Here is a 23,206-nt window from a genome sequence, read left to right on the forward strand (position 1 = left end):
GTCTGCAAATAGCTTAATGGCTTTTGTTGCTCAGCCCCGGATAAAACGCTGTTTATCAAAGAGAAAAAGTTCAAAACATTTTAGCAGTTGATTGGTTTTAAAAGGTTGCCTGGTGTGGATTTTTGGGGCAGGTGTGGTAAAGGTAGTTTTGAACCATATAGATATAGAGCACATATAGGTTTGAGCTAGATATAGAATACGTGTTTTTTTAACCATATAGGCATAGAGAACATATAGTATTAAACCGGGATATCAAACTGCATTGTTCTTTGAACCATATAGATATAGAGAACATATAGTATTAAACCAGGAAATCAAACAGCATGTTTTTTTGAACCATATAGACATAGAGAAAATATAGACTGAATTGAAGAGGTTAAGTGAAGAAAGCTTTAGGGCTTAGCACATAGGTAACTGATGAAGGCTTATTCTATTTAGTTAGGTTGGCACCCAGCCATTTGATCGGGGCAGCGCCTGTGCCACCTAAACCCGACAGAAGTGGAAAACCCGCAGCGAGGCACGAGCGAGGATTTGCAACATAGGGCGGGACGATACTTATATATGAGCAGTTGCAGTGCTTTCCAAAAAATGAATATGTTATTTAACAAAATTTCAATAAATTAGGCATATGTTAACGGTAAAACGTTGGGGATATGATCTAATTGGTTTGTTGTTTCCAAACCCATGCAATGCTTGTGGCATACCCTTATATTACAGTGAATATCTGATTTGCACGAAATGCTTGTATGATTTGCCTTTTACTGATTACCACCTGCATGCAGAGAATAGAGTAGCTAAGCAACTATGGGGAAGACTTAATTTAAATGCTGCAATGGCCATGTTATATTTCAGAAAGGGAGCGAAAGTTCAAAACCTGATTCATAACTTAAAATACAATGCTAAAACTGATATTGGCACTTTTTTAGGAAGCAAGCTTGGAGAAAGATTAAAAGCGAGTCAATTGTATTGCGACATCGACTTGATAATCCCTGTACCTTTACATCATAAAAAGTTAAGAAAAAGAGGTTACAATCAAAGTAGTTTCATTGCTTTGGGAATTTCAAATGTGATGAAAATTCCTTTTAGCGAAACTGATTTAATTAGACCGACCGAAACAGAAAGCCAAACTAAAAAAAGCAGATACAACCGGTATGAAAATATGCAGGGTGTTTTCAAAGTAGCTGATCCAAAGTTGTTGAGCGGCAAGCATATATTACTGGTTGATGATGTAATTACAACTGGTGCTACTTTAGAAGCTTGTGCGAACGAGCTTATTAAAAATGGCGCAGCGAAAGTAAGTATTGCTGCGCTGGCTTATGCTGAATAGGTCATCTATACGCATGAAATTATGTATTGCTTTCAATCGAAAATTATTTAAGTTTGATTTATGCGTAACATTATTTTTCTTGCGTTAATTTTTAGTAGCTTCATTTTTGGGTGCAGGAAAGAGGACCATATTAGTACGGATCCTGCTGCAAGGCTCAATTTTTCTACAGATAGCGTTGTTTTTGATACTGTTTTTACCTCCGTTGGTTCAATTACCAAGCGATTCAAGGTTGTGAATAAAAATAACGCTGCAGTTAACATCTCAGAAATTAACTTAGCTGGAGGAGGCTCATCTCCATTTAGCATTAACATTAACGGAGAAAGCATAAGCAATAAAAATAACCTGGTAGTTAACGCAGGCGATTCTATAAACATTTTTGTTAAGGTAAGTATCAATCCCAATAGCAACCAATTGCCCTTCATTGTTCAGGATTCGATTTTGTTTTCTACCAATGGAAACAAACAGGCAGTGCACTTTATTGCCTATGGGCAAAATGCGGTGTTTGTAAATGGATCATTAATTAACTCAGACGTTACCTGGTCATCAGCACTTCCCTACGTAATTACGGGTGCATTAACAATCAGGAATAACGCCAACTTAACCATTAATCCTGGCACAAAGCTTTATTTCCATAAGGATGCCAGCTTAAATGTAGAAGGCAATTTAAGCGCAAAGGGCACAGCTGATAAACCAATTATGTTTTGTAGTGATCGGCTAGAAAGTGCCTATACTGATGAACCGGGGCAATGGAAAGGAATATTTATAAAATCAACAGCCAATGCCACTATTGCCTATGCGACCGTTAAAAACGCTTCTGTTGGCATCACTTCAGATTCGCTTACAAAAAATGCTACCCCGAAGCTAATTTTAAGCAATACCGTAATCAAAAACATGCAAGTGGCGGGTTACATTGGCAACCACTCTGATCTAGTTGCATTTAATAACTTATTTTATAATTGTGGTAACTATCTGATATACGCAGCCGGAGGTGGTAATTATAACTTGAAACAAAACACCTTTGCGGGGTACAATCCAAATTTTCCACGTAAAACCGCAGCCTTAACTTTTTCTGATTATTTATCGGTCAAAGCCTATAACAGGCTGAATTTAAACCTTACCAATAACATTATTTGGGGGCAACTTAATAATGAATTGGATATTCAAAAGAAAACGAATGCAATAACCCAGAGCAGTATTTGGAATAACTTAATAAAAACTAATGTTACTGCTTTTGCTAATAATGATAATTTGATTAATGCAGATCCGGGATTTATTAATTGGACACTCGGAAACTTCGAATTAACCAATAGCAGCTCGGCGTTGAAAAAAGGCTACAACCTAGGCAACGAACTTTATTTTGCTGATTACCTAAGCCATGATTTGAAGAATAATCCTAGAAATTTTCCTTCCTCGTTAGGGTGTTTTGAAAAAAAATAATTTTTTTCAAGGTCTTTAAAACAATTTACCTTCAAGCTCGTTTATATAATTGAGAGCGTTAATTTAGATGGTAAGGGTCGATATTTCTACTAAGGATATCGGCCCTTTACTTTTACATATCTTCGAAGTAATATTTACTACTCGCACCCCAGCCGTTTTAAATGTTGCGACTATCTTAACACAAAATTTTCCGGAAAAACAAAAAGCAGCTACAAGTAAATGCAGCTGCTTCTCGAAAAAATATGATTATGGCTTATTTATAAAGCGGAAAAGCACTTACCAGATTGATTACCTCAGCTTTAACTGCGTTGATGTTTGCTTCATCTTCAGGATTAGTGAGTACCTGATCAATTAAATCAACAATTTTTTCCATTTCAGTTTCTTTTAAACCACGGGTGGTAATGGCCGCAGTGCCTACACGAATTCCGGAAGTTACGAATGGTGATTTATCGTCAAAAGGAACCATGTTTTTGTTTACCGTAATTTCAGCCCGCTCCAATGCGTTCTCTGCCACTTTACCAGTTATGTTTTTGTTTCGAAGGTCAATTAACATTAAATGGTTATCTGTACCGCCAGAAATAATACCATAACCTTTCGCCACGAACGCTTTCGCCATTGCCTGGGCATTTGCTGCTACTTGTTTAATATAGGTGCCATACTCTTCTGTCAAAGCTTCGCCAAAGGCGATTGCTTTTGCTGCAATAATATGTTCTAAAGGACCGCCTTGAGTTCCTGGGAAAACAGCCATATCCAATAAATTACTCATCATTCGGGTTTCACCTTTCGGTGTTTTCAAACCCCAAGGATTTTCAAAATCTTTACCCATCATAATCATTCCGCCACGAGGACCGCGTAGTGTTTTATGAGTAGTAGTGGTTACAATATGGCAGTGTGGAAGTGGGTTTGCCAATAAACCTTTAGCAATTAAACCTGCCGGATGTGAAATGTCAGCCAATACCAAAGCACCAATTTTATCGGCTACTGAGCGAATGAAAGCGTAATCCCACTCACGTGAATACGCTGATGCACCGCAGATAATTAATTTTGGTTTTTCAGCTAAGGCAACTTCTTCCAGTTTTTTATAATCAATTAAACCAGTTTCTTTCTCTACACCATAAAATAGTGGCTGGTACAATTTACCAGAGAAATTTACCGGCGAACCATGGGTTAAGTGACCACCATGAGAAAGATCGAACCCTAAAATTTTATCGCCCGGCTGCAGAATAGCCAGCATAACAGCAGCATTTGCCTGAGCACCTGAGTGAGGCTGAACGTTAACCCAGACAGCGCCAAATAACTCTTTAGCTCTGTCTATCGCAATTTGTTCTACTACATCTACCACCTGGCAACCACCATAGTAACGTTTTCCTGGCAATCCTTCTGCATATTTATTTGTCAGTACAGAACCAGCAGCTTCCATTACCTGCTTGCTTACAAAGTTTTCAGATGCGATAAGTTCTAAACCGTGCTCCTGGCGGTTTAATTCTTTATCAATAAGTTCAAAAATTTGGGTGTCGCGTTTCATCCTTATATAGGTTTGTATTTTTTGTGCAAAAGTAAGAAATTAATCGTTAACGAAGCGGTTGAATATGAGTTAAATTGCTACCTACAAACTTTGCCTTTTGAGTTAACAATGAGAATTAAAACCAAACAATTGCAAACATTTGTGAATATGCTATCTGCAACTCTATTCAGTTATTGATTTCACCTTGAAGTTATTAAAACCACTTCCAAGGGTGATTTCAATAATTTGTTGTTGCAACATTTCTAATATCGCTAGGAAATTATAAACAAAATGGACTTTGTTCTCCGAATTTTTGAGTACCATAGCAAAATCAATCTGCTTATTAATGTTTAATAAGTTAGAGATAAAATGTTTTTGTTGTTCAATAGTGTAAGGATATTGTACTACGGTATGTTTAACCTCTTCGCTACGCAACTCATACTTTTGCAAAGTGCGGTGGTAAATGGTTAATAATTTGTATAAATCAAGTGATAACAGTTCATCCTGATGAGAAGAGGATTCGGCAGCGAGTGATAAATCGTATTCGATGTTACCTCTTCGCTCCTGCTGCATTCTGGTTTCTTCAAAAGCCTTCAGTTCTTCAGCAGCAGATTTAAATTGTTTATATGCAATAAGCCTGGCAATTAGATCTTGTTCCGGATTAAGTTCCTGCCCTGCTTCGTCAACCTCAATACGTGGCAGCAGCATTTTCGATTTTATCCGCATCAATGTTGCAGCCACGAGGATAAATTCGCTGGCTACTTCGACATTTAGAGCTAAAAGCTGATGAATATAAGCCAGGAAATCGTTGGTAATCTTCGCAATTTCAATATCCTGAATATTCAACTCATCGCGTTCGATAAAAAACAAAAGTAAATCGAAGGGGCCTTCAAAAACAGGAAGCTTTATTTCAAAATTCTCAGACTGCATTTAAACAAAAATAATAAATAACAGCGAGACGTAACCAGTACCCGATTAAATTTAAGGCAGGAACTAAATCCCGTTACTTAAAATATAAATCGTTTGTCTGGAATCTAGATGAAAAAGGAATTCTCTGGAATCGTTCACTACCGATTTTCTGATTTTAACTACCTTACCTTGAGAATTGTATTCATCAACTATTTCATCACCGATCTTAACTTTGTTAAGTTTATTTACGGGAGTTGAGTGGGTTAAATTTAGCATGGGATGTTTTTTTTACTAATTTGGTATTTTTTTAAACTTTCGAGAACTCAAGTCGACCAACTTAGTAATATGGTAGAAAATGATGATGCAAATATAGATAAAGAATATGCATAAATCTTAGTAAAGTAGTATTACTACTACGCATTTAGGCTTTACGTGTTTGCCTATTATCGAAGAAGCCTATCATATTTCAACCTATTTGAAGATAATTAGTTACCAATGCGATTTTTCTTCTGTATTAAAACAAAAATACCTTACTTTGTATCTTGTTTTTTACCCAACTACCGAATGCAAGTTAAAGCTGGCCCCCTATTATCTAAAATCAACTATCCTGCTGACTTAAAGCAATATAGCGAATCTGACTTAGAACAAATAAGCCAAGAATTACGTCAATACATTATTGATGTTGTGAGTGTGAATGGTGGCCATTTTGGCTCCAGTTTAGGTGTTGTAGAACTTACGGTAGCACTTCATTATGCCTTAAACACGCCCTACGACAAACTCGTTTGGGATGTTGGACACCAGGCTTATGGCCATAAAATCCTAACTGGCCGGAGAGAATTGTTCCATACCAACCGTATATATAAAGGAATAAGCGGTTTTCCCAAAATTTCGGAAAGCGAATACGATACGTTTGGGGTTGGCCACTCCTCAACTTCCATCTCTGCAGCTTTAGGAATGGCTGTTGCTTCTCAATTAAAAGGAGAATCGAACAGACAGCATGTTGCGGTTATTGGCGATGGTGCCATGACAGCCGGTTTAGCTTTTGAAGGCTTAAATCATGCAGGTATTGAGAACAGCAACGTACTGGTTATCTTAAATGATAACTGCATGTCAATTGACCCGAATGTTGGCGCACTTAAAGAATATTTAACGAGTATTACCATCTCAAAATCTTACAATCGCTTTCGCGATGATATATCGAGTGTGCTGGCTGGCCTTTCCAAACTAGGCCCAAATGCACATAAGTATGTAAAGAAAATAGAGAAAAGCATCAAGGGTACTTTATTAAAACAAAGCAATTTATTTGAGGCATTAAATTTCAGATATTTTGGCCCTGTTGATGGCCATGATGTTAAACGTTTAGCACAAACCATTAAAGATTTATCAGCTATTCCTGGTCCCAAATTATTACACTGTATTACAGTAAAGGGTAAAGGATTTGCATTGGCAGAAAAAGATCAAACCATATGGCATGCCCCAGGTTTGTTTGATAAAATTACCGGCGAGATCAAAAAAAGTGTTCCGGATAAGCCGCAACCTCCCAAATATCAGGATGTTTTCGGGCATACAATGGTAGAACTTGCAGAAGCGAATAATAAAATTGTAGGAATTACTCCTGCAATGCCTTCTGGCTCATCGTTAAATATTATGATGAAAGCCATGCCTAAGCGGGCTTTTGATGTGGGCATAGCAGAACAACATGCAGTAACCTTTTCAGCTGGATTAGCCGCACAAGGATTGGTTCCTTTCTGCAATATTTACTCGAGTTTTATGCAGCGTGCTTACGATCAGGTTATTCACGATGTAGCTATACAAAAATTAAATGTTGTTTTCTGTTTAGATCGGGCTGGTTTAGCGGGTGCCGATGGTGCTACACATCATGGCGCTTATGATATCGCTTACATGCGATGTATCCCTAACCTGATTATCTCATCTCCAATGAACGAAGAAGAGTTACGTAACCTAATGTTCACCGCTCAACAGGAAAACATGGGCCCGTTTGTAATTCGTTATCCTCGTGGAAATGGCGTGATGCCAGATTGGAAAAGACCTTTTAAAGCTTTGGAAATCGGCAAAGGGCGAAAAATTTGCGACGGAGAAGATGTGGCATTACTAACCATTGGACATGTTGGCAATTTTGCCGTTGAAGCACGTTCGGAATTAAATAGCGAAGGTATATATCCTGGGCATTATGATTTAAGGTTTGTAAAACCTTTAGATGAAGAGATGTTACGTGAAGTGTTCTCAAAATATAAACATATAATTACAGTAGAAGATGGATCACTGCCTGGAGGCATTGGTTCGGCTGTACTGGAATTTATGTCCGATCATGGTTATACTTCAAATGTGATCCGCCTGGGTATTCCTGATCAGTTTGTAGAACATGGCGAACAAGCGGAACTTTGGGCAGAATGTGGTTATGATAAGGCTGCTATTATTCATGCCGTAAGAAAGGTAGGGTTTAAGAGAGTGACAGATAGTATGGTGGGATAGGTGTTCATCAATAAATTAAGTATAATTTATTGATGAAAGTTAGACTTTACTTTCATCAAGTGTAGTTAAAACATCTGATACTTTTGAGTGATGAGGATGCCATACAGCCTATATAGTCATCAGATACCTTAAAACTGTAAAAGTTATAAGTTTTAGTAAAGCGAACCGCTTGGTCCTTTAATACTGATATTTCATTTATTTGATCTATTAAGCCTTCACCTGTCGCTTTCAATAATGCTTCTTTTCTGGTCCAAAGCCAATAAAAAGTTTGATTAGCGTATGGTCCATTCTTCAGTAGCTTTAGTTCTGGCTTAGTAAAAGTAATTGCTGTAATACCATTAAAATCAAAATCTTTTTTACAAAATTCAATATCTATCCCAATAGGATTTTTAGAAATAGCAAAAATTACCAAATCTGCACAATGTGTAATATTGAATTCGATACCCTCTAAATACGGCTTGTTATTGAACCCTAACTGAAACACAATACTTTTTGGAGAAATATTCATAAAAAAGGATAATATATTTCTAATTCCATAGCGAGTACATATAAACCTGTTAGCATCATCAATAGATCTAAACTTTAAAGCTTTTTCAACTTCCTCCACTGATAAAATTTCCCGGTAGTCATCTTTAATTTTTTCGTAATAGACTCCAATATCTATTTTAATAATGTAATCACATGCAAGGCTTGTGTAGTCTATGGAGTCAATAGCATCGAACTGCAATTTGGGAAGGCTAAAATATTTTTCTTTTAAATTTAAGTTCAAGATAGAGTTTTAGTTAAATGAGTAACCTGATCAAGGCTTGATTGTAAAATCTCAGCAAACCTTATATCATTAGGGGCATGCAGGAATGTATTGTGATCTCCAGGAACATTATGAATATTTAAAGGTTCCGTGGTTAAATCTTTCCACCCAAGATATTTTCTGTCATCAAGATAGTATAAACGTTTTTCCACACTAAAAAGATTAATTTTCATGTCAATCTTTTTTAATACGTAGCTTTCATAGGCATTAGCATAAGTCTTGTAAACTACGCTCTCTTGAGATGATGCGACAAACTGCTTGACGATCTTTTCGGGGGAAACAAAGAAATTAAGTTTATTTTTAAAAGCCGTTACCTGATGGCCCATAGCCTCTCTTGGATTGTTAATGAATGATTTTGAAAGGTAAGGAAGTTTATAAAACTGTCTTTTTAATTTTTTCAAAAGTTTCAAAGGATCACTATCAATACGATGTTTGTTATACCCGTAAGAATCTATTAAACCTAAAAAACAAACTTCTTTCCCTAATTCCTGAAGTTGCTTCGCCATTTCAAAAGCAATATAGCCACCAAGTGAATAACCTGCTATGGCAAATGGGCCAACGGGATCTTTTTCGAAAATTTCGGCTATATGTTTTCCGGCAATTTCTTCAATTGTAGTCGGGATTTCTTTTTCGCCATTTAAACCATAAGCCTGAATGGCATACACCGGCTGTTCTGCATCAAAATGTTTTGTAAGAGAATTAAATAAAAGAACGTTAAGGCCTGCGCCATGAATCAAATAAACGGGTGTTTTACACCCTGATGTTTTAAGCGGTACTATAGATGTCCACAGGTCATCTTCGTCTGCTGATAAAATTCTTTTGGTGAGCCGAGCCACAGTAGCATTTTTTAAAAGAACCGCTAATGGTAAACGAACGCCAATGATTTTCTCTATTTCCGACATCATTTTCACAGCAAGCATGGAATTTCCACCTAATTCGAAAAAATTATCTAATCTATCTATTTCTTTTAAACCTAATATCTCACTCCAAATTGCAGCTACCCACGACTCATTTTCTAGCTGAAGCTGATTGACATTCTCATTTTCGCTGTCTTTAATTTTTGGTTTTGGTAACGCTGATTTATCTATTTCATGATTAGCGGTAAGCGGAAACTTATCCAAGACAATAAAGCTTTTGGGAATCATAATTTCGGGCAAATCAAGGCTGATCATTCTTTTCCAATGATCTATCAATGCGTCGTGATCTTCTAAAACGTCAATTAAAGTAATATAAGCAAGCAGATGAATGTCGCCTAGCTTATCTTCTTTAGGTATGATAACTAATTCTTTAATATTTTTTTGCTTTGCCAGCACAATAGAAATTTCAGCAGGTTCAACCCTTATTCCATTAATTTTGACTTGTTGGTCTGTCCTCCCAAAATATTGTAAGTCGCCATTATCAGAAAACCGCCCGAACTCGCTGGTTTTGTAAAAAGTTTCACCTGGCTGTCCATCAATTTGTAATTGAAAAACTCGCCCTTCATTCCATGTAAAACAGTTTTCGGCCAGCCCATCGCCATTAACAAATATTTCTCCCGTTTTCCCATGCGGTGTAGGTTGTCCATCTTCATCACAGATTAAAATTCGAGTATTATTTACCGGCCAACCTAAATTTATGCCTTCATCTTCCCTAACTATTTCTCTTACGGTTGTTACAAAAGTTGTTTCCGTTTGTCCGCGCAGGCTCCAAAGTTTATTTCCACTGGTCAATAATTGATCGGCAATCTCTTTTGTTAATGACTCACCAAAATGCCATATCCGCAAGCCAGCCTTTACATCCCAACGATGTTGAATCAATTTCTTCCAAAAGAATGATTGGCTACTTAAGATAGCAATGTTTTCTTTTTGAATTATGCGAGCAATATCTTGCATAGTTGCAGCTTGTTGCAAATTTGCAAATACGATCTGGGCACCGCTATTTAGAGATACCAGTAACTCGAGAATAACAAACTCGGAAACGTTTGTAGCAATTGATAATAATTTTTCGTTTTCCTTTATTCCAGGGTTAGCTTTAATGCTTGCTATTACATTACTTAAACTTTGATGTTTGATTTTAACGGCAACAGGCTTGCCACTTATATGAGATTCATATTGTACATAGGCGATGTTTTGACCATTAACACTTGGAAAATCAATTGGATGCAATTCAACTTCTTTGCTATTTAAGATACGCTCCAAGGAAATATCGGCTGCGTTATCGTAGTGTTGGGCATTTTTATTTTCGGCTACCAATATTATCTCTACTTCAGCATCTGCCAGGATATACGCATTCCTTAGCCTTGGATTTTCAGCATTTAGAACCAGAAAGGCTGCACCAGCTTTAAGGATTCCAAGAATTGCGATCGCCAATTCTGGAGATGGCTGCATAGCAATTGCAATTACATCACCAACATTTACACCCTTTTTAATTAAATGTTTTGATAACTTCTCCGCTTGTTTGATCAGATCATTATAGATGAGTGTTTTACTGCCAGAGCTAACAGCAGTGTTAAATCCACATTTCTTTGCCGAACATTCAAGAAGGAAATTCAAACTCTTTTCCTTTGAGTACTCGGTAGCCGTGTCATTCCACTTAAGTAACTGCTCGTTCCAGTATATTGACTTTTCAGCTGCAAGTTCTTTAAAAGAAACCGATGGCTTAATTGTGATTAATTCTAACAGTCTTTCGAAATCTTTTGAAATTTGTTTTATGGTATCCTCTTTAAAAAGCTGTGTGCTGTAGGACCATTCTAAAAAGAATGCAGATTTAGAGCCAGTAGCATTCAAAAATATTTCGAATGTTTCAAAAAATTTAGGGTTCGATATGAGCTCATATTCTAAATCCGTAAATGAAACTGCGGCGTCAAATCCCATATCTACATTAAATATGATGGGTAATATGGGTATGCGAGAATAGTCTTTCTTTTGATCTAAACTTTCTACAAGTTCACCAACCGTAAACTTTTGATTTTCATAAGCATCAAAAAAATCTTTTTTCCGTTTAGTTAGATAAGTATTAAAAGATGTTTCCAAATCTACTGTACTTCTTAAAGCAAGCAAATTTACGCAATGACCAACCAATTCATACTTCTCTGTAGCAGCCTGGCCCGCGGTTGGCATCCCAATGATAAGATCAGTTTGGTTAGTTTTCAAAAAAATAAAAACTTCAAAGGCACTTAATAGCGTATTTACTAAACTTGCCCCATAAGTTGAACCCAGTTTCTTTAATTTTTCTACCAGTTCATTTGGAATTTGGTGATCAAAACGATTCGATTTAAAGTTTCGATTTTGAGGCCTGGGATAGTCTGTTGGAAAATCTAAAATTGGAGCGCCGTCTTTATAAAGATTTAACCAATACGCCTTAACCTCTTCATGTTCTTTGCTATTCTTAAACTCAGCCATCTCAACTACGTACTCACTAATCTGATCGGCATTTTCTAGTTCTATTTTCTGTCCACTTATTTTTGCATTATAAAGTTTGGCTATATTTTCCATGATAATACCAAAGGACCAACCATCGCAAAACATATGATGGCCAACTATGGTAAAATAATGATGGGTGTCATTGAGTTTGTGTATGAAAGCCCTTATCAGCGGTCCTTCCTGTAAGTCAAAAACATTTTGCATTTCCGCTGAAATGAAAGCTTTAATCCTTACCGCCTGATCCTCAAACGAAGAGAAATCCTGATAAGAAATTTCAAAAGGAATATTGTTAAAGATAATGATAGACTCTCCGTTTGAACTAACGACTGATCGCAAAGCCTCATGCCTTAAAACTACTTCCTTGATGGCGTCTTTAAAGAATTCCTTCTTAAATGCACCTTTCAAATCCAGTGATATCGATTCGTTATAGGCTAGATTTGCATCATCACCCCCAATAATACATGATAGCCACATCAAGCGCTGAGGCTCGTTCATAACTACGGTCTTCTCTATCTCATAACCACTTTTAAATGGATTATAATCAATAGGCTTGAAGTCAGTGAAGATTGTATTTTTTTCTATCATTTTAGTAGATTTCTACCTCAAGGTATTTTCCTTTTTTTTCAGGGTCAGTAATAAACCATGCCGGATTTCCACCTTTATCCATTCCTAATTTTGCTCCAGAAACTGGAGGATTTTTAGTTTCAAACACAACTGAAGCGGAATCAAAATCTGGATTATTTTCGTATGCTGATGGGAAAAACCCAACTTTGATCATCATATCCATACTTTCTACAAAAGCGGTAATCATTTTCTCGATATCTGAAGAAGAAGTGGCTTCTGTCATAAAACAAGGAAAGCCATCTATAATATGAATTCCTTTTTCCCGTAATAGAACAAACATCAATTCACTATAAGGTAGTTCCTGATGGAACTTTACTTTCCAAAGTGAACCATAGTTGGCTACAAAAATTGGAAGTTTTCTTTTCTCAAACGCTTGATTTAGTACTTTAGAAAGGTAATTTCCTTTTTCATTAATTTCCTTCTGTAAATCTGGGCCTTTTTGTTTCATATACTTTAACGAAGCATAAGCCGCAGCCAGAGCCAAAGGATGACGGACAAATGTGCCGGCAAAATAAGTGACACCAGCTTCGGGTACTGAATCATTCCCGTATTGCCAATTACCACCGTCCAATGCGTCCATTAAATTTCTTTCACCAGCAATAACACCAATTGGCATACCCGCCCCAACCACTTTACCGTAGGCAGCTAAATCTGCTTTAATGTTAAAGATTGCTTGCGCACCTCCTGGATGAAATCTAAAACCGGTAATCACTTCATCGAAAATAAGAACAGAACCGCTTTGTTTGGTTATGGATCTTAATTCTTTCAAAAATTCAACTGGTACGAATTCTGGCCTTCTGCTTTGTATCGTTTCTACCAGCACACCTGCAATTTCATCACCTCTTTCTTTAATAATTGCCAGGCTTTCTGGCGTTCCATAGTCTAAAACTAAAATATTTTGTACCGCTTCTGGCATAATGCCAGCTGCAGCAGGGAAAGATTTTAATTTCTTGGTTCCCCGCACTAAAACTTCATCTATTATACCATGATAAGCGCCTGTAAAAGCAACAATTAAAGATCGTCCAGTAACTGTTCTGGCAATGCGTATGCAGCCTAAAACCGCTTCTGATCCGGTACTACACAAAGCAGCTCTATCAAGCCCCGTAAATTCACAAATCATTTTACTTACAGCTGCTGCCAGTTGATGCTGTGGTCCAACTTCATAACCTTTCTCCAACTGTTCATGTAAAGCATCCTTAATCACATCAGGTTGATGTCCTAACATATTTGAACCAAAGCCGTTCAATGCATCAATGTATTCGTTGCCATCCAGATCCCACATTTTACTGCCTTTGGATTTATTGATTACGATTGGATAAACCAATTCTTTAGTTGCTGGCCTAAAGCCCGTTACAACACGGGGATCTGCCATATATGGCCTGCTCTCATTTGTATAAGCTTTACTTTTGGCGGTTTGATTATTGTATCGCTGTGTTAAATTTTCAAGAAAATCTTTTTGTTTTTGGGTAACAGAAGTAGATGAACGTTCAATTTTAGGAGTTGCACCGAATGGTTTTCGTATTTCTTCTTTTTCTTCCTTAGATAAGCTGCTATCTACTGTTTTTGCTACAATTGACGCGGCATTTTGCACAGCGATTGGCGCAACGTGTTGTGCCGGAGCCTGAATTGGTTGTTGTATTGTATTTTGCCCTTGTAACAACACAAGTTGTTGAGTTAAAATATTTAACTGTTGGGCAATTAAACCTAAAGCGGTATTATCTGTATTCATTCCAGCTTGCGGAAATTGGTAAAGCGGTATTTGATAACTTGGAGATTGTTGTACCGAACTCGCCTGTGGTAGGGATATTTCTGCTATTGTTGGTTCCACTATTGGAACTTGTAAAAATTCCTCAACAGGCATACTGGCATCTAGATAATCAACTAAACTATTTAAATTGCTATATTCTTCATTTAGTTTTCTAAATGTGATAGGCAAATTGAATTTACGCTTTAAAGAAGTGGCTACTTGTGTAAGAAGTAACGAATCAAAACCCAACTGTAAGAAATTTAACTGGGGATCAATACCGTTCATTTCAATGCCCGAAGCATTTTCTAATACTTGTCTAACTTCAAGGGCTAGGTTTTCTCTTCTTCTCATGATGATTTGTTGCTTAGCTAATGGTGTCGATAATGTTTTTTGTGGCAATTCAACCGGCATGTTTTTAGGGCTGTTTTGTTTGGGGCTTAACCAATATTTTTGTCTATTAAATTGATAAGTTGGCAACTCTACGATAGATTGGTGAGTATAGTAAGCATCCCAATCAACATCTACTCCATTAATCCATAATAATCCTAAAGCATTTAGGATAGATTCATCTGCATGCTGACTTGGCACTAAAGAGTTGATAGCTTTAACAGTTTTCTTTTCAGATAATGCAATCTGTTTAACTAATGTTGAGGTAACAGTACCTGGACCAACTTCGATAAATACCGGAGAATCATACGTTAATGCTGTCTCAGCGGCTTTTACAAATTCAACTGTATTTCTTAAGTGTGTTGTCCAATAATCCACATCAATCGCCTGCTGGTCGGTTAAAATTTTGCCGGTAACTGTTGATATAATTTTAATATTTGGCTTTGATAATTTTACTTCGGCCACTATCGCGCTAAAGTCAGCTAATATTGGATCCATCATGGATGAATGAAAAGCATGACTTGTAAACAGCGGTTTATTTGCAATTTCTTGCTTATCTAGTAATTTAGATAAACTCGCGATTTGATCTGTTGGACCTGAAACGACACAAAGCATGGGACCATTTACAGCGGCAATGGATAGGTCTTCGCTCAAAAGATTCGTAATAACTTTTGCATTCTGCCTTACAGATAACATACTGCCGCATGGTAACTTGCTAATTAATTCACCTCTGGTAGCCACTAATTTAAGGGCATCCGTTAAAGAAAATACATCAGCCAAATGTGCGGCAACATACTCTCCAACACTATGTCCAATAAAAAGGCTAGGTTTTATACCCCAACTCATATAAAGCTGGGCAAGAGCAAACTCCGTTGCAAATAATGCTGGCTGGGTATATCTGGTATCTTTTAATTTGCTTGTAGCTACAGCCATATCGCTGGTCGCGAAAATAATGTCACGAATATCCTGATCTATGAAATCTTTTAAAATATAAGCACATTGGTCTATCGCAGCTTTATAAACAGGTTGCTGTTCGTACAACGCAAGGCCCATGTTTAAGTATTGAGCACCTTGCCCCGGAAAAGTGAAAACAATTCCTGTAGGCGTCTCCTGTAAAGTATTAACATTTAAATAAGGAACATTTTGTTTTGCCAATATATCTGCAAGTGCTGATGTGGTTTGACCAACCGCAAATTTTCTTGTGCTGAAAGCTTTTCGGCCTGTATGCAAGGTATAAGCAATATTAGCTAATGAAACTGCAGAGTTATTCTGCATATAATCCGATAAAACCCTTTCAAATTTCAGTAAACTATTTTCATTCTGTGCAGACCACCTGATCATTTCATACGGTGCCGCCTGGTTCTCAATCTTCTTTTCGATTTTGTAACTTTCTAAAACAACATGTACGTTCGTACCGCCTACACCGAAAGAACTAACACCCGCATATCGAGTTTTTGTATCGTCCCAGTTAGTCAGTTTTGCATTTACGTAAAACGGACTATTGTCAAAGTCTATGTGGGGGTTAGGCTTTTTGTAACCCAATGATGCCGGTACCATCTTATGATGTAGTGCCAGGCAAGTTTTGATAAAACCAGCAACCCCAGCGGCATGAGTTAGATGCCCGATATTGCCCTTTATGGACCCAATCGCACAGTATTGTTTTGTTTCCTGCGCACCAAAAGCGTCCACAAGCCCCTCAAATTCTATAGGATCGCCTATGGGAGTTGCGGTACCGTGGGCTTCAATGTAAGTGATATCTGCTGCATTAATACCAGCATCGCTTATTGCACCCGAGATAGCACTGGCCTGACCAGCAGTACTAGGTGCGGTAAAACTTCCCTTGTTACCCCCATCGTTATTAACGCCAATACCTTTGATTACTGCAAATATAGCATCACCATCTCGTTGGGCCGCACTTAAAGTTTTAAGTAACACCACACCAGCACCATCGCTAAAAAGCGTTCCGGTAGCATTTGCAGCAAATGGGGTACAATGCCCATCGGCACTCAACATACTTCCCTCCTGATACAGATGGCCACTATTTATGGGAGAAGTAATACTCGCAGCGCCAGCTATGGCCATCTCACATTGGCCAGCTCTCAAACTATTTACAGCTTCAGCAATGGCCAGTAAAGAAGTAGAACAAGCAGAATTCACATTTACAGCCGGTCCATTTAAGTTTAAATGATAAGCAGTTCTAGAAGCAATATAATCTTTATCGTTAACTGAGTTAACCTGAAATTTTCCTTGATTTTCGATTAAATCTGGATGTGCTAAAACATTATTTTCATAATAGGTGTTTACACCAGCCCCAGCGTAAACACCTATTTTTTGCTGATATCTACCTGATAAATAACCGGATTTCTCCAAAACCTCCCATGATATCTCCAGAAAGATCCGTTGCTGAGGATCCATTAATTCGGCTAGCTTAGCATTAATGCTAAAAAATGATGGATCAAACTCATCCGCATGGCTGAGAACACCCCGGGCTTTAACATAAGAAGGATCATTCCTAATATCATCAGGTATGCTCGGGTCTAAATCTTCTTCATTAAAAAAAGTGATCCCTTCCCTTCCTTCAATCAGCATCTCCCATAACTCATCAATGGTATCGGCACCTGGAAATCTGCCAGCCATACCGATTACAGCAATATCAGTACCTTCACTTGGTGTGTTAAGATTTTCGTCTATGGAAGTATTTATCTGAGTCAAATATTGCGCAAGACTACTAATAGTAGGAAACCGGTAAAGTTTGGTAATACTTAACCGAGGATACGTAACCTTCAGTAAACTCGCAATGCGTTGAGCCATTAAGGAATCTCCCCCTAATTCGAAAAAGTTATCGTCGGCACCAATTTTCGTGATTTCTAAAAATGCGGACCACAAACGATAGATATCTTCTTCAACGACTCCGGTTGGTTTTTTATAGAGATTTGCTAAATCCGGCCGCCCAATTTTAATTGATTGTAAAGTTTTTTTATCTATTTTCCCATTGCTCGTCAAAGGCATTTCTAAAACGGGCACGTAGATGGCTGGAACCATATGCGGAGGCAACAGCTTATTTAAAAAATTAATAAGCAAACGTTGATCTATTGGAGCATCCGCGGTATAATAAGTGACTAACTTTTTTTCACCGAAAGACGTTTCATTGGCCAATACGATGCACTGGCTAATTTGTTCATGTTGATTGAGTTTACTTTCAATTTCCCCTAACTCAATTCTATAACCCCTAATTTTAACCTGGTCATCCAATCGCCCGAGAAAAATTACATTTCCATTAGGTAAGATTTTTCCAATATCACCTGTCCTATACATTTTTTCACCAGTTTGGAAAGGATCTTTTACAAATACTTTATGTGATAATTCTGATTGGTTGTGGTAACCTCTGGCAAGGCGATTACCGCCAATATACATTTCACCAGCTTCACCATCTTCTACTTTATTCAGGTTACCATCTAGTATGTAAACCTGCATAGCCGTTAAGGGCTTTCCAATGGGTGTAGTGGTTAAGCTGTCCAAATCATTTGGTTTGCATAAAAATGCCGTGGCAGCTACCGTGATTTCAGTTGGACCATATTCATTGTAAAAATCAACATGTGCTGCCCACTTCTTTGCAAGTTCAACGCTGCAAACATCTCCCCCAGCAATCACACGCTTTAATGATTTAAAGCTCGTTGGGTTCAGGTTCTCTAATAGCCCAGGCGTAGCATGTAAATAAGTAATTTGACTTTCATTAAGTATTTTTGCGAATAATTCATTGTCCTTTATCGAATGTTCATCGATAAGCGTCAGCGTTGCTCTATTTAACAAAGCCAGAAAAATTTGCTCTACAGATGCATCAAAACAAAAACTTGAAAATTGAAGAATTTTGTCGTCATGGTTAATATTAAAAAGTTCCGTTTGACTGCCGATGTATTTGCAAACGGCATGATGCTCAATCATCACACCTTTAGGATTACCTGTAGAACCAGAAGTATAAATTATGTATGCTAAATTGTCAGGGCTTACCGGGCAGTTAGGATCCAGTTTTGACTCATTTAAAACTGCCCGGTCGTTGATATCAATAATGCTTAGCCGATCAGGCAAGTCGGCTCCACTACCTGCATTACATACAATTATATTCGCATTTATATCTGCCAATATATATTCTTTTCTGTTTATTGGATAATTTGGATCAATAGGTACATAGGCACCTCCGGCTTTTAGAATGCCGAATATCCCAATAATCATTTCAAAAGATCTGTTAATGCATAGGGGAACTAAAGTTTCGCATGTTATGCCCCGCTTAATTAAATAGTGTGCGAGTTGGTTTGACCTTTCATTTAATTCTCTGTAGGATAATTTTTCGTTATAAAATTCTAAAGCAGTTTTATCTTGATCAAATAAAACCTGTTGAGAGAATAATGCTGTTATCGCTTTAGTGATCATAGTTGAAAAATTTTTCGGTAATTAAATAACGACTTGTTATTATAAATTATTTAAATCCAGAATCTAGTTTTGTTGGTATAATGCCCATATGTATCTCAAACATATCGGCGCGATATTACGATGATCAAAAATACAAAGAGTTTTTATAACAAATAATAGTCTTAAAGGGCTATAATTGAACATAATTGACAAATCCAGATTAGATTCGGATTAGAAATTTTCTTCAAAATCAATGAAAATACCTTCAAAGGAGGCTTTGGTTCGTCGGATCTGGGCACCTCAAAATAGGTGATGGAAAAAGATGAGAACCTAAACGCTTTTTAGGAAATCTTTACTATCAGCACATAAGGAAAATCGCCTCATCAAAATATCAAAACAATAAGCGGCAGTAATCAAAGGGCTTTATAATTTTATTATAGTATATGGCGATTCGTTATTGGTAATTTATCCGAAGGATGGGAAATGAGAAATCAAAGCTGTTTCAGCGATATTTTTGAGTCAATCAGTAAAAAATTTTAAATAAAAAATAATAACCGGTTAAGAAATAAGTAGTATTTAAGGGCTATTGGCCTATAGTGCAACGTTTTCTACTTTCGTAGTGTTGGTTAGATCAATTATGATCCATACTCACCAACATTTATACTATTAGTTATGAGAGTATTAGCTATTGCCTCTTCAGGCGGCCACTGGGTCCAACTTTTACGGTTGAAATCTTCATTCAATGATCATGAATTAATTTTTGCTTCCACCACTAAAGCAAATGAAGTGATGGTAAAGGAACATGAATTTTTCCCAATTCCTGACACCAACAGAAATAATTATTTGAGCATTCTAAAAACAACATTATCGCTCACAAAAGTTTTAGTAAAAATTAAGCCTGAGTTGATTATCACGACAGGTGCAGCGCCAGGATTATTTGCACTGCTTATAGGTAAATTAATGGGAATAAAAACGATTTGGATCGATAGTATCGCTAATGTGGAAACTATCTCAATGAGCGGCAAAATAGCGATGCGATTTGCAGATCGAGTGTATACACAATGGCCGGATTTGGCAAATAATAAAATTATTTTTAAAGGTAATATTTTATGATGATTTTCGTCACAATAGGAGGGCAGGAACCCTTCGACCGCTTGATTGAAGCAATGGACCTATTGGCTCCCAAACTTAATGGATATGATATTGTTGCACAAGTGCTCAATTCAAACTATAAAGCAAAAAACATTAAAACGATTTCGTATTTGTCTCCCAAAGAATTTGATTTTTATTTTGATGAGGCAACGCTGATTGTTGGTCATGCTGGAATGGGCACAATATTGACTGCCCTGCAACGCGAAAAACCAATCATTGTTATTCCGCGTAAAATTGAATTAAAAGAACACAGAAATAACCACCAATGGGCAACTGCTCAAAAAATGACAGAACTTAATTACGTTCACGTAGTTAACGATGAAAAAGACTTGCTGGAAAACATCAGAAAGTTTTTAGAAACAGGGGCTAAATCACTTTTTAAAATAAATTCAGAAGCCTCTGATTCATTACTTGAATCTATTAAAGATTATACAGAAGAAATAGCTAGCATTTGATGCTAGCTATTTATTAGCTTCCTTCCAATACTATTATAATAGTACCCTAAGTCAATCATTTTTTGAAGGTCATATAGATTCCTTCCATCGAAGATAATTTTATTTTTCAACCTCTTTTCCATATTTTCAAAATCTGGATTTCTAAAAACAGACCATTCAGTTGCAATAAGAAGTGCATCTGCCATATCAAGAGCATCATATTGATTTGTTGAATACCTAACCTTATCGCCAATCAGATTTTCAACATTTTTCATGGCTTCAGGATCAAAAGCCGTAACCGTAGCACCTTTCTTTAACAAAGCATCAATAATATATAAAGCCGGCGCCTCGCGAATATCATCAGTTTCTGGTTTAAAAGCCAGTCCCCAAAGTGCAAAATGTTTGCCTTTAATATCATTTTTATAATATTTCAATAGTTTATCGATCAAGATTGTTTTCTGGCGTTCATTCACCTCCATCACCGATTTTAAAATCTGGAAGTCATAGGCATAATCATCAGCTGATCTAACCAACGCCTGAACATCTTTTGGGAAACATGAACCACCATACCCCACGCCCGGGAATAAAAACCGCTTTCCGATACGATCATCAGAACCAATTCCTTTTCTAACCGCATCAACATCTGCACCAACCAGCTCGCAAAGGTTCGCGATTTCATTCATGAAAGTGATTTTGGTTGCCAGAAAAGAATTAGCGGCATATTTTGTCAGTTCAGAAGAACGTTCATCCATAAATAATATAGGATTTCCCTGGCGAACGTATGGGCCGTAAAGTTCAGCCATTAATTTTTTAGCCCTTTCACTTTTTGTACCTAATACCACACGATCAGGTTTCATGAAATCATCCACAGCCACACCCTCTCTTAAAAACTCAGGGTTTGAAACCACGTCTACTTCAATAGAAGTGTTTTCTGTAAATACCGCTTTCACTTTATCTGCTGTACCAACAGGCACTGTAGATTTATTTACGATGACTTTATATTCAGTAATTAATTTGGATACATCTTTAGCGGCACCTAAAATATAGGATAAATCTGCCGCTCCGTCGCCACCCGGAGGCGTTGGCAAAGCCATAAAAATGATCTGGGCGTCTTTGATGGCATCAGCAAGAACTGTTGTGAAGGTTAACCTACTCTGCTCAATATTTCTGTGAAACAATAGATCTAATCCAGGCTCATAAATGGGCACTTCGCCACGCTGCATTTTTTGTACCTTGCGCTCATCAATGTCTACACATATTACGTCGTTTCCTGTTTCCGAAAGACAAGTACCAGTTACTAAACCAACGTAACCAGTACCAATTACAGCTATTTTCATTTTTAAAGATTGATGAATAAAATTATGAGTGACATTTTATAAGAGCTTATAACTACTCTTAAATGCCCCGAAATTATCCAAACAATACAGATCTAACAATAGCCCTTTATAGCTAAATAAAATAAGTGGAATTGAATTATTGTTTATGGTGTAAATGAACTAACCTATAATTTGGAATAGTGTAATCGGTATAAAACTGCAAAAGGAAAAAATTCATGATATAGTAAGCACATTACCCAACATCCGAAACCCTTAATTTTACGCATAGGTCTATTTTCAGAACTTAGTTTATAACAGACGACATTTTTTGTAGATCTGCAGCTTTACTGGCAATTTTAAGTTCGTCAACATAAACGGTTCTACTTGTTATCGGGTTATTGGCGATTTTATCCCAGTCATACCTGTATATTCCTACTTTAAAATATGGATAATTTGCATCGTTGAATGAATTCGGTAAATTTATTCTACTGACAAGTTTTGTTTTATTTTTCCATATTTCCAAAATACCTGAATTGTCATAGCTCCATTTAATATGGAAAACCCAGTCACTCCATTTGTTTTTTTCAACTAACCCCAGATCGCTTCGATTATAGGAATAATCACCCTGAGCATTAACTCTCTTAGCACTGGTTCTTGTATCCAGGAAGAATTTATCATTCGAAACGCCTAAACAAAGCGGCGCGCTTCTCCATTGTTCTCCAAATGTAAAATCGGGTAGAGATTGCCACTGGATAATACAATCGTCAATTGAATCAGAAGTAAATGATGATGGAAAGTATAACGACACCGCATACCAGCCATCCTCATTTTGTACGCCAGGTTTGGTTCCCAGTTCAGATCGGTGACCATTTGGCAAATCATTTCTGCGTAGTTCTACCTTCATCGAACCACTGCCAGCCCTGACTATTTGTTTATCAACACTAGCAGACCATACGCAGCACTGACTAACTTCGTACCAATCGCCAATCGTTGAATTGAAGTTATAATATTGATAAACCGAGGCGTCTAACGTATCAGGTAACTTTAGGATTGAGCTAACAGCTACACTTTTTGGAACACCAGGATAGAAATCGATAGTTTTTTCACAGGAAACCATGAAAAATGAATACATACACGTAGCACATAGTAGCAACACCATTTTACGATATTTCATAGGAGCAAGAATTTTTAAGGACGTCCTAAAATTAATGCAAAGTTTTAAATAAACAAGAAATATTTAAGGTATGAACAAAATGAACT

The 23,206-nt window shown here is 37.1% G+C and carries 13 protein-coding genes; 5 read left to right on the plus strand and 8 right to left on the minus strand.

All coding sequences use genetic code 11. From position 1 onward, the window contains the following. Window positions 1-628 precede the first annotated feature (628 nt). Both R2Q70_RS21345 and R2Q70_RS21350 read left to right on the plus strand, forming a co-directional pair. Entirely contained in the window at window positions 629-1,327 is a 699-nt protein-coding gene (locus tag R2Q70_RS21345; protein ID WP_316809581.1) for a ComF family protein, read from the plus strand. Window positions 1,328-1,387: 60 nt separating this feature from the next. Beyond that, a complete protein-coding gene (locus R2Q70_RS21350) occupies window positions 1,388-2,764 on the plus strand; it encodes a hypothetical protein (protein ID WP_316809582.1) in 1,377 nt (458 codons plus the stop codon). Between the two features lie 253 nt (window positions 2,765-3,017). On the opposite strand, the gene glyA is transcribed toward R2Q70_RS21350, so the two are convergent. The 3 genes from glyA to R2Q70_RS21365 form a co-directional block, all read right to left on the minus strand. Next, window positions 3,018-4,289: a serine hydroxymethyltransferase gene (glyA, locus tag R2Q70_RS21355; RefSeq protein ID WP_316809583.1), complete on the minus strand. Its 1,272-nt coding sequence runs from the start codon at window positions 4,287-4,289 to the stop codon at window positions 3,018-3,020. Window positions 4,290-4,451: 162 nt separating this feature from the next. Beyond that, window positions 4,452-5,198 carry a segregation and condensation protein A gene (locus tag R2Q70_RS21360; RefSeq protein ID WP_316809584.1) on the minus strand — a complete coding sequence of 249 codons (747 nt, stop codon included), beginning with the start codon at window positions 5,196-5,198 and terminating at the stop codon, window positions 4,452-4,454. Between the two features lie 63 nt (window positions 5,199-5,261). Continuing rightward, entirely contained in the window at window positions 5,262-5,453 is a 192-nt protein-coding gene (locus R2Q70_RS21365) for a hypothetical protein (protein WP_316809585.1), read from the minus strand. 288 nt (window positions 5,454-5,741) lie between these two features. On the opposite strand from R2Q70_RS21365, the gene dxs reads away from it, so the two are divergent. Next, window positions 5,742-7,670, plus strand: coding sequence for a 1-deoxy-D-xylulose-5-phosphate synthase (gene dxs / locus R2Q70_RS21370; protein WP_316809586.1), 1,929 nt, complete (start codon window positions 5,742-5,744; stop codon window positions 7,668-7,670). A 55-nt stretch (window positions 7,671-7,725) separates the two neighbouring features. On the opposite strand, the gene R2Q70_RS21375 is transcribed toward dxs, so the two are convergent. From R2Q70_RS21375 to R2Q70_RS21385, 3 genes are read right to left on the minus strand one after another with little or no spacing between them, the layout of a single operon-like run. Beyond that, the gene (locus tag R2Q70_RS21375) at window positions 7,726-8,439 is read right to left on the minus strand and encodes a 4'-phosphopantetheinyl transferase family protein (protein WP_316809587.1); all 714 of its coding nucleotides are present in this window, start codon (window positions 8,437-8,439) and stop codon (window positions 7,726-7,728) included. Then, on the minus strand, window positions 8,436-12,464 hold the full coding sequence (locus R2Q70_RS21380; RefSeq protein WP_316809588.1) for a condensation domain-containing protein: 4,029 nt from the start codon (window positions 12,462-12,464) through the stop codon (window positions 8,436-8,438). Before R2Q70_RS21380 ends, R2Q70_RS21375 begins: the two co-directional genes overlap by 4 nt. Before the next feature lies 1 nt (window position 12,465). Beyond that, window positions 12,466-19,065 (minus strand): polyketide synthase, encoded by a 6,600-nt coding sequence (locus R2Q70_RS21385; protein WP_316809589.1) that lies wholly within the window; start codon window positions 19,063-19,065, stop codon window positions 12,466-12,468. 651 nt (window positions 19,066-19,716) lie between these two features. Here R2Q70_RS21385 and R2Q70_RS21390 point away from each other — a divergent pair. Both R2Q70_RS21390 and R2Q70_RS21395 read left to right on the plus strand, forming a co-directional pair. Continuing rightward, window positions 19,717-20,157: an oligosaccharide biosynthesis protein Alg14 gene (locus tag R2Q70_RS21390; protein WP_316809590.1), complete on the plus strand. Its 441-nt coding sequence runs from the start codon at window positions 19,717-19,719 to the stop codon at window positions 20,155-20,157. Further along, window positions 20,154-20,651 (plus strand): glycosyltransferase, encoded by a 498-nt coding sequence (locus R2Q70_RS21395; protein ID WP_316809591.1) that lies wholly within the window; start codon window positions 20,154-20,156, stop codon window positions 20,649-20,651. The genes R2Q70_RS21390 and R2Q70_RS21395 overlap by 4 nt, the downstream gene beginning before the upstream one ends. A 2-nt stretch (window positions 20,652-20,653) precedes the next feature. Here the strand turns inward: R2Q70_RS21395 and R2Q70_RS21400 are convergent, their stop codons facing one another. Continuing rightward, window positions 20,654-21,967 carry a UDP-glucose/GDP-mannose dehydrogenase family protein gene (locus R2Q70_RS21400; protein WP_316809592.1) on the minus strand — a complete coding sequence of 438 codons (1,314 nt, stop codon included), beginning with the start codon at window positions 21,965-21,967 and terminating at the stop codon, window positions 20,654-20,656. 283 nt (window positions 21,968-22,250) lie between these two features. Beyond that, window positions 22,251-23,120: a polysaccharide lyase gene (locus tag R2Q70_RS21405; protein ID WP_316809593.1), complete on the minus strand. Its 870-nt coding sequence runs from the start codon at window positions 23,118-23,120 to the stop codon at window positions 22,251-22,253. Between the last annotated feature and the right edge of the window lie 86 nt (window positions 23,121-23,206).

Source organism: Pedobacter agri (assembly GCF_032678665.1).
Lineage (GTDB): Bacteria > Bacteroidota > Bacteroidia > Sphingobacteriales > Sphingobacteriaceae > Pedobacter > Pedobacter agri_A.

Bases quoted from the DNA above. Each gene is read 5' to 3' on its own strand.
- R2Q70_RS21345 (WP_316809581.1), top strand. From the start codon at position 629: ATGTTAACGGTAAAACGTTGGGGATATGATCTAATTGGTTTGTTGTTT.
- R2Q70_RS21350 (WP_316809582.1), top strand. From the start codon at position 1,388: ATGCGTAACATTATTTTTCTTGCGTTAATTTTTAGTAGCTTCATTTTT.
- glyA (WP_316809583.1), bottom strand. From the start codon at position 4,289: ATGAAACGCGACACCCAAATTTTTGAACTTATTGATAAAGAATTAAAC.
- R2Q70_RS21360 (WP_316809584.1), bottom strand. From the start codon at position 5,198: ATGCAGTCTGAGAATTTTGAAATAAAGCTTCCTGTTTTTGAAGGCCCC.
- R2Q70_RS21365 (WP_316809585.1), bottom strand. From the start codon at position 5,453: ATGCTAAATTTAACCCACTCAACTCCCGTAAATAAACTTAACAAAGTT.
- dxs (WP_316809586.1), top strand. From the start codon at position 5,742: ATGCAAGTTAAAGCTGGCCCCCTATTATCTAAAATCAACTATCCTGCT.
- R2Q70_RS21380 (WP_316809588.1), bottom strand. From the start codon at position 12,464: ATGATAGAAAAAAATACAATCTTCACTGACTTCAAGCCTATTGATTAT.
- R2Q70_RS21385 (WP_316809589.1), bottom strand. From the start codon at position 19,065: ATGATCACTAAAGCGATAACAGCATTATTCTCTCAACAGGTTTTATTT.
- R2Q70_RS21390 (WP_316809590.1), top strand. From the start codon at position 19,717: ATGAGAGTATTAGCTATTGCCTCTTCAGGCGGCCACTGGGTCCAACTT.
- R2Q70_RS21395 (WP_316809591.1), top strand. From the start codon at position 20,154: ATGATGATTTTCGTCACAATAGGAGGGCAGGAACCCTTCGACCGCTTG.
- R2Q70_RS21400 (WP_316809592.1), bottom strand. From the start codon at position 21,967: ATGAAAATAGCTGTAATTGGTACTGGTTACGTTGGTTTAGTAACTGGT.
- R2Q70_RS21405 (WP_316809593.1), bottom strand. From the start codon at position 23,120: ATGAAATATCGTAAAATGGTGTTGCTACTATGTGCTACGTGTATGTAT.